Below are 240 nucleotides of genomic sequence, written 5' to 3'. Positions count from 1 at the left end.
CTTGCCTGCGCCGTTCGGGCCGATAAAGCCGAGAAATTCGCCCTTCTCGAGCGAAAAGCTCACCTGATTCAGTGCCACGACCTCGCGGTGCCGCCGCTGGAAAAGACCGCGGAAGGCACCGGCCAATCCTGGGTCTCGCGCCGTGACGCGATATATTTTGCCAAGATTTTCAACGGTGATTTGCGCCATCGCATCGCTCCGTTCAAAGCACGAACGCGGCGGACGGAATTTCCGACCACC

Annotated in this window: 1 pseudogene; it reads right to left on the bottom strand. The window is 59.6% G+C overall.

Going from position 1 to position 240, the window contains the following annotated elements:
- Nucleotides 1–189 (bottom strand): annotated as a pseudogene (locus Q5L94_RS14095) (ABC transporter); the annotation flags it as partial.
- Nucleotides 190–240: the final 51 nt, after the last annotated feature.

This window comes from Idiomarina sp. Sol25 (assembly GCF_033052775.1).
Lineage (GTDB): Bacteria > Pseudomonadota > Gammaproteobacteria > Enterobacterales > Alteromonadaceae > Idiomarina.
This window is presented reverse-complemented; position numbering and strand designations above follow the sequence as displayed.